This is a genomic window from Pseudomonas lactucae, from assembly GCF_016937615.1.
In the GTDB taxonomy this organism is placed as follows: Bacteria; Pseudomonadota; Gammaproteobacteria; order Pseudomonadales; family Pseudomonadaceae; genus Aquipseudomonas; species Aquipseudomonas lactucae.
On record NZ_JAFHKI010000116.1, the window covers coordinates 1 to 6,805 of the forward strand.

At 63.5% G+C, this 6,805-nt stretch carries 9 protein-coding genes; all 9 read left to right on the plus strand.

All coding sequences use genetic code 11. From position 1 onward, the window contains the following. Positions 1-44: 44 nt before the first annotated feature. Complete coding sequence (gene urtB, locus JWR98_RS20920; protein WP_205491095.1) at positions 45-1,547, plus strand: urea ABC transporter permease subunit UrtB; 1,503 nt, start codon at positions 45-47, stop codon at positions 1,545-1,547. Next, on the plus strand, positions 1,547-2,614 hold the full coding sequence (gene urtC / locus JWR98_RS20925) for an urea ABC transporter permease subunit UrtC (protein ID WP_078731357.1): 1,068 nt from the start codon (positions 1,547-1,549) through the stop codon (positions 2,612-2,614). The genes urtB and urtC overlap by 1 nt, the downstream gene beginning before the upstream one ends. After that, complete coding sequence (urtD, locus tag JWR98_RS20930) at positions 2,611-3,444, plus strand: urea ABC transporter ATP-binding protein UrtD (RefSeq protein ID WP_179119874.1); 834 nt, start codon at positions 2,611-2,613, stop codon at positions 3,442-3,444. The genes urtC and urtD overlap by 4 nt, the downstream gene beginning before the upstream one ends. A gap of 29 nt (positions 3,445-3,473) precedes the next feature. Then, positions 3,474-4,172 (plus strand): urea ABC transporter ATP-binding subunit UrtE, encoded by a 699-nt coding sequence (urtE, locus tag JWR98_RS20935; RefSeq protein WP_078731355.1) that lies wholly within the window; start codon positions 3,474-3,476, stop codon positions 4,170-4,172. Positions 4,173-4,203: 31 nt separating this feature from the next. Beyond that, the gene (locus JWR98_RS20940) at positions 4,204-5,043 is read left to right on the plus strand and encodes an urease accessory protein UreD (protein ID WP_078731354.1); all 840 of its coding nucleotides are present in this window, start codon (positions 4,204-4,206) and stop codon (positions 5,041-5,043) included. Between the two features lie 79 nt (positions 5,044-5,122). Further along, positions 5,123-5,425 (plus strand): urease subunit gamma, encoded by a 303-nt coding sequence (gene ureA / locus JWR98_RS20945; protein WP_003171437.1) that lies wholly within the window; start codon positions 5,123-5,125, stop codon positions 5,423-5,425. 9 nt (positions 5,426-5,434) lie between these two features. After that, a complete protein-coding gene (locus JWR98_RS20950) occupies positions 5,435-5,947 on the plus strand; it encodes a GNAT family N-acetyltransferase (RefSeq protein WP_003171435.1) in 513 nt (170 codons plus the stop codon). A gap of 5 nt (positions 5,948-5,952) precedes the next feature. Beyond that, positions 5,953-6,486 (plus strand): GNAT family N-acetyltransferase, encoded by a 534-nt coding sequence (locus JWR98_RS20955; RefSeq protein ID WP_078731353.1) that lies wholly within the window; start codon positions 5,953-5,955, stop codon positions 6,484-6,486. Then, on the plus strand, positions 6,483-6,788 hold the full coding sequence (locus JWR98_RS20960) for an urease subunit beta (RefSeq protein ID WP_078731352.1): 306 nt from the start codon (positions 6,483-6,485) through the stop codon (positions 6,786-6,788). The genes JWR98_RS20955 and JWR98_RS20960 overlap by 4 nt, the downstream gene beginning before the upstream one ends. Positions 6,789-6,805: the final 17 nt, after the last annotated feature.

The following is a 6,805-nucleotide window of genomic DNA, read 5'->3' on the forward strand; positions in this document are numbered from 1 at the left end:
CAAGCCCCCTCCCACACTGTCCCCGCAAGATCAGGACATTTTGTATGCCCACTGCCCTGCACCGTTTCATAGTCACAGTCCTGCTGCTGCTGCCTTTGGCGGCCCACGCCGGCGACGCCGAAGACTTCCTGGCCGCCAACCCGACGCAACAAGCCAAGCTGCTCCAGGACTGGGCCGCCCAGCCCGACCCGGCGCGCATCGAGTTGGTGGACGCCCTGCAACAAGGTCAGCTCACGCTCAACGGCGAAACCAAGACCGTGCGCCTGAACAACCGCCTGCGCGGTTTGATCGATAACGTGCAAGCCAGCCAGCAATTGCTCGCCGCCGACCCCAAGGTGCGCCTGGTGGCTGCGGTTACCCTGCAAAAAAGCGCACAACCGGCGCAACTCAAATTCCTCGACCAGCAAGTCGCCGCCGAAACCGATGAAGGCGTGCACACGGCCCTGAGCCTGGCCCTGGCCAACCTGCAACTGGTCGACCCCGACCCGGTGGTGCGCCTGGCCGCCGTGCGCTTGCTCGGCAGCACCGGCGACCCGCTGGCGCGCACGCGCCTGGAAGCCCTGCTCGCTCCCGGTGTCGAAACCGATGCCGGCGTGCACACCGCCGCCGAGACCAGCCTGGCCCAGGTCAAACGCAAACTGATGCTGGGCGAAATTCTCGGCCAGGCGTTCAGCGGCATGTCGCTGGGTTCGATCCTGTTGCTGGCGGCGCTGGGGCTGGCGATCACTTTCGGCCTGCTCGGCGTGATCAATATGGCCCACGGCGAGATGCTGATGCTCGGCGCCTACTCGACCTATGTGGTGCAGTTGCTGATGCAGCGCTACGTGCCTGCGGCCATCGAGTTCTACCCGCTGGTCGCGCTGCCGGTGGCGTTTTTTGTCACCGCCGCCATCGGCATGGCGCTGGAGCGCACGGTGATTCGTCACCTGTACGGCCGCCCCCTGGAAACCCTGCTGGCGACCTGGGGCATCAGCTTGATGCTGATCCAACTGGTGCGCCTGGTGTTCGGCGCACAGAACGTTGAAGTGGCCAACCCGCAATGGCTGTCCGGCGGCATCCAGGTGCTGCCCAACCTGGTGCTGCCGTACAACCGCATCGTGATCATCGCCTTCGCGCTGTTCGTGGTGGTGCTGACCTGGCTGCTGCTGAACAAGACGCGCCTGGGCCTCAACGTGCGCGCGGTCACGCAGAACCGCAACATGGCGGCCTGCTGCGGCGTGCCTACCGGGCGCGTGGACATGCTCGCCTTTGGCCTCGGCTCCGGCATCGCAGGCCTGGGCGGCGTGGCGCTGAGCCAGATCGGCAACGTCGGCCCGGACCTGGGCCAGAGCTACATCATCGACTCGTTCCTGGTGGTGGTGCTCGGCGGTGTCGGCCAGTTGGCCGGCAGCGTCACGGCGGCCTTCGGCCTGGGCATCGCCAACAAGATTCTTGAGCCGCAGATCGGCGCCGTGCTCGGCAAGATCCTGATCCTCGCGCTGATCATTCTGTTTATCCAGAAACGCCCGCAGGGACTCTTCGCACTGAAAGGACGGGTGATCGACTGATGAACCAGCCATTGATGCTTACGGCCGCGCAAAAGGCCGGCCCCAAGGCGACGATTGCCGTCGGCACGGTCATCCTGGCCCTGCTGCTGGCCTTGCCGTTGTGCTCGCTGCTCGCGCCGGAGAACCCGCTGCACGTGTCGGCGTACACCCTGACGTTGGTGGGCAAGATCCTCTGCTACGCCATCGTCGCGCTGGCCTTGGACCTGGTGTGGGGCTACGCCGGGATGCTGTCGCTCGGCCACGGTTTGTTTTTTGCCCTCGGCGGCTATGCGATGGGCATGTACCTGATGCGCCAGGCCGCCGGCAGTGAATTGCCGGCGTTCATGACGTTTTTGTCGTGGACCGAACTGCCCTGGTATTGGGCCGGCACAGATCATTTCCTCTGGGCCATGTGCCTGGTGGTCTTGGCGCCGGGGTTGCTGGCGTTGGTGTTCGGGTTCTTCGCCTTCCGGTCGCGGATCAAGGGCGTGTATTTCTCGATCATGACCCAGGCCCTGACCTTCGCCGGAATGCTGTTGTTCTTTCGCAACGAGACGGGCTTTGGCGGTAATAACGGCTTCACCAACTTTCGCAGCATCCTGGGCTTCGGCATCACCGAACCGGGCACCCGCGCGGTGCTGTTTACCGCCACGGTGTTGCTGTTGGTGGCCAGCCTGTATATCGGCTGGCGCCTGGCGCAAAGCAAGTTCGGCCGCGTGCTGACCGCGCTGCGCGATGCCGAGAACCGCCTGATGTTCTGCGGCTACGACCCGCGTGGTTTCAAGCTGTTCGTGTGGGTGTTGAGCGCGGTGTTGTGCGGGTTGGCCGGGGCGTTGTATGTGCCGCAGGTGGGCATCATCAACCCCAGCGAGATGTCGCCGACCAACTCCATCGAAGCCGCCGTATGGGTGGCCCTGGGCGGGCGCGGCACGCTGATCGGCCCGTTGCTCGGCGCCGGGGTGGTCAATGGCATGAAGAGCTGGTTCACCGTGGCCTTTCCGGAGTACTGGCTGTTCTTCCTCGGGGCGCTGTTCATCATCGTCACCCTGTACCTGCCCAAGGGCGTTATCGGCCTGCTGAAGAAATGAGGAACGTCATGCTTGAACCTATCTTCGATGCAGGCAGCGGCCGCGATGCGATCGGCATCGGCCAGGCCGCGGGCAAGGGCCTCAACACGCGTCACGGCACGATCCTGACCCTGGAAGACATCAGCGTCAGCTTCGACGGTTTCAAGGCGCTCAACGACCTCAACCTGTATATCGGTGTCGGCGAGTTGCGCTGCATCATCGGCCCCAACGGCGCGGGCAAGACCACGCTGATGGACGTGATCACCGGCAAAACCCGGCCCAGCCACGGCAATGCCTGGTTTGGCGAAACCCTGGACTTGACCGGCATGAGCGAAGTGCGGATCGCCCAGGCCGGCATCGGCCGCAAGTTCCAGAAACCCACGGTGTTCGAAGCCCTCAGCGTGTTCGAAAACCTGGAGCTTGCGCAGAAGACCGACAAGTCGGTATGGGCCAGCCTGCGCGCACGCCTGAGCGGCGAGCAGAAAGACCGTATCGATGAAGTGCTCGACACCATTCGCCTTACCGCGTCGGTGCAGCGCCCAGCCGGCCTGCTGTCCCACGGCCAGAAGCAGTTCCTGGAAATCGGCATGCTACTGATGCAGGACCCGCAACTGTTGCTGCTGGACGAACCGGTGGCGGGCATGACCGACGCCGAAACCGAATTCACCGCCGAACTGTTCAAGCGCCTGGCGGGCAAGCATTCGTTGATGGTGGTGGAACACGACATGGGCTTTGTCGGCTCGATTGCCGACCATGTGACGGTGTTGCATCAGGGCAGCGTGCTGGCTGAAGGCTCGCTTGCGCAGGTGCAGGAAAACGAGCGCGTGATCGAGGTGTACCTCGGTCGCTGACTTGCTTTATGAGGGAGGAGAATTTAGATATGTTGCAAGTCGACAAGCTGCACCAATACTACGGCGGTAGCCATATCCTGCGCGGGCTGTCGTTTGACGCGAAGATCGGCGAAGTGACCTGCCTGCTCGGCCGTAACGGCGTGGGCAAGACCACCCTGCTCAAGTGCCTGATGGGTTTGCTGCCGGCCAAGGAAGGTGCGGTGAATTGGGAAGGTCGCGCCATCACCGGTTTCAAGCCGCACCAGCGCGTGCACGCGGGCATCGCCTATGTGCCCCAGGGCCGCGAGATTTTCGGGCGGCTGACGGTGGAAGAAAACCTGTTGATGGGCCTGTCGCGTTTCCCTGGCGCCGAAGCCAAGGAAGTGCCGGCGTTCATCTACGAACTGTTTCCGGTGTTGCTGCAGATGAAGCATCGGCGCGGCGGCGACTTGTCCGGCGGCCAGCAACAACAGTTGGCCATCGGCCGCGCCTTGGCCAGCCGCCCACGCCTGTTGATCCTCGATGAACCCACCGAAGGCATCCAGCCCTCGGTGATCAAGGAAATCGGCGCGGTGATCAAGAAGCTCGCGGCACGCGGTGACATGGCGATTCTGTTGGTGGAGCAGTTCTATGATTTTGCCGCCGAACTGGCCGACCAGTACCTGGTGATGTCCCGGGGTGAAATCGTGCAGCAGGGCCGTGGCGAAAATATGCACAGCGACGGTGTGCGCGGTCTCGTAACGATCTAATCTGTAGCGTCCTGACAATAAGCATCTAACCATGAACCTGCCCGTTTCCCCTGCCCTGTTCACCCCCAGCTGGCACGCCGCGCTGGAACTCGGCTACGCGCGTTTCGGCGACACCACGCGCCCGGTTATGCGCCGCCACCTCGGCCCGCTGCGCGTACAAAAACACCTGTACGCCGAAGGCCCCGAGGTGTGCCAGCACATCATCGTGCACCCGCCCGGCGGCATTGCCGGCGGGGATCGCCTGGATATCCGCGCCAATGTCGCCGAGGGTGCCTGGGCCCAATTGACCAGCCCCGGCGCGGCCAAGTGGTACCGCGCCAGCGGCCCGGCGTATCAGCAACTCGAGCTGGGCGTCGCAGCGGGCGCCACGCTGGAGTGGCTGCCCCAGGAAACCATCGTGTTCAGCGCCGCCCAGGCCGAACTCACCACACGCATCGACCTGCACGGCGACGCCCGCCTGTTCTACTGGGATGTGGTCGCCCTGGGTCGCCCAGCCAGTGGCGAGCGCTTCGACCTTGGCCATTTTCAATCCCATCTGGATATCCGCCGCGACGGCCAGTTGCTCTGGCACGAACGCCAGCGCATTGTCGGCGGCGATGGCTTGCTGGATTCGCCGATCGGCCTGGATGGGCAGCCGGTGTTTGCCACGTTATTGGCGACCGGCGAAATCGCCCCCGAATTGCTTGAACAATGCCGCTCGCTGCCAAACGCTGTGCGCGGCGACCTGACCCAACTGCCGGGTTTGCTGGTCGCGCGCTGCCTGGCCGGTGAAGCACTGCTGGCGCGGGGATGGTTGATTGATTTATGGCGGCTGTTGCGTCCGGCAGTGTTAGGCCGGGAAGCTGTTTCACCACGAATCTGGAGCACATGAAGATCAAAATGTGGAAGGAGCAAGCCCCCCCACAGTGATCTCCATTGTATTTAAGAATGCATTTAAAGGACCTTGAACCATGGACCTGACCCCACGGGAAAAAGACAAACTGCTGATCTTCACCGCCGGCTTAGTCGCCGAACGGCGCCTGGCGCGCGGAGTGAAGCTCAACTACCCGGAAACCATCGCCTACATCTCCGCCGCGCTGATGGAAGGCGCCCGCGACGGCCGCACCGTGGCCGACCTGATGCACTACGGCACCACCCTGCTCAGCCGCGAGCAGGTGATGGAAGGCATCCCGGAAATGATCCCGGACATCCAGGTGGAAGCCACCTTTCCCGACGGCACCAAGCTGGTCACCGTCCATCAACCGATTGCCTGAGGCCCGGCCATGATTCGTGATGCAACCGAAAAGGACCTTCCCGCCATTCGCGATATCTACAACGATGCGGTGCGCAACACCACGGCGATCTGGAACGAACAACCGGTGGACCTGGCCAACCGCCTCGCATGGTTCAACGCGCGCCAGGCCCTGGGCTACCCGATCCTGGTGGCGGTGGAAAACGATGCAGTCACCGGCTACGCCTCGTTCGGCGATTGGCGGCCCTTCGAGGGTTTTCGCTACAGCGTCGAGCACTCGGTGTACGTGCGCAATGACCAGCGCGGCAAGGGCCTGGGCCCGCGCCTGATGCAGGTGCTGATCGAGCGCGCGCGCAGCGGCGGCAAATACGTGATGGTCGCCGCCATCGAAAGCGGCAACCAGGCCTCGATCCGCCTGCATGAGCGCCTGGGGTTCATCACCACCGGGCAGATGCCGCAAGTGGGCATCAAGTTCGGCCGCTGGCTGGACCTGACCTTTATGCAACTGGCCCTGAACCCGGGCGCCGAACCGCCCCAGGAGTAACAGCGATGAGCACTGCGCAACTGCGTCGAGTCAATGCCGAGAGCTTTGCCCATTACCGTCAGGGTTTGATCGAGCTGTTGCTGGACGCGGTCAAGCATGGCGCCTCGGTGGGTTTCATGGCCGACTTCGATGAGGCCCAGGCCCGCGCTTACTTCAGCGGCGTGCAGGCGAGTCTCGAAGACGCCAGCCTGTTGCTGTGGGTGGTGGTGCGTGACGAACAGGTGCAGGCCAGCGTGCAATTGGCGCTGTGCCAGAAAGCCAATGGCCTGAACCGCGCCGAAGTGCAAAAACTGCTGGTGCACAGCAGCGCCCGTCGCCATGGCCTGGGCCAGCAATTGATGCACACCCTGGAACTCGCCGCGCGCCAGCACAAGCGCGGCCTGCTGTACCTGGACACCGAAGCCGGCTCCGGCGCCGAAGCTTTCTACCAGGCGCTGCGCTACACCAAGATCGGTGAACTGCCCGATTACTGCCAAAGCCCGGACGGGCGCTACAGCCCGACCGCCATCTACTTCAAGACACTGGGGCAACCTGCATGATTCCTGGCGAATACCGGATCCAGCCTGGCGAGATCGAACTCAATGTCGGCCGCCGCACCCTCACCCTCGGCGTGGCCAACAGCGGCGACCGGCCGATCCAGGTGGGTTCGCATTACCATTTTTTCGAAACCAATGACGCACTGGAGTTTGACCGTGCCGCCAGCCGGGGCATGCGCCTGAATATTCCGGCGGGAACGGCGGTGCGATTTGAGCCGGGGCAGAGTCGTGAGGTGGAGTTGGTGGATTTGAGCGGTGGCAGGCGGGTATTCGGGTTTGCCGGACGGGTCATGGGCGACCTTTAGGGCCTCATCGGGGGCAA

Bases quoted from the DNA above. Each gene is read 5' to 3' on its own strand.
- urtD (WP_179119874.1), top strand. From the start codon at position 2,611: ATGAGGAACGTCATGCTTGAACCTATCTTCGATGCAGGCAGCGGCCGC.
- JWR98_RS20955 (WP_078731353.1), top strand. From the start codon at position 5,953: ATGAGCACTGCGCAACTGCGTCGAGTCAATGCCGAGAGCTTTGCCCAT.
- urtC (WP_078731357.1), top strand. From the start codon at position 1,547: ATGAACCAGCCATTGATGCTTACGGCCGCGCAAAAGGCCGGCCCCAAG.
- urtB (WP_205491095.1), top strand. From the start codon at position 45: ATGCCCACTGCCCTGCACCGTTTCATAGTCACAGTCCTGCTGCTGCTG.
- JWR98_RS20950 (WP_003171435.1), top strand. From the start codon at position 5,435: ATGATTCGTGATGCAACCGAAAAGGACCTTCCCGCCATTCGCGATATC.
- JWR98_RS20960 (WP_078731352.1), top strand. From the start codon at position 6,483: ATGATTCCTGGCGAATACCGGATCCAGCCTGGCGAGATCGAACTCAAT.
- JWR98_RS20940 (WP_078731354.1), top strand. From the start codon at position 4,204: ATGAACCTGCCCGTTTCCCCTGCCCTGTTCACCCCCAGCTGGCACGCC.
- urtE (WP_078731355.1), top strand. From the start codon at position 3,474: ATGTTGCAAGTCGACAAGCTGCACCAATACTACGGCGGTAGCCATATC.
- ureA (WP_003171437.1), top strand. From the start codon at position 5,123: ATGGACCTGACCCCACGGGAAAAAGACAAACTGCTGATCTTCACCGCC.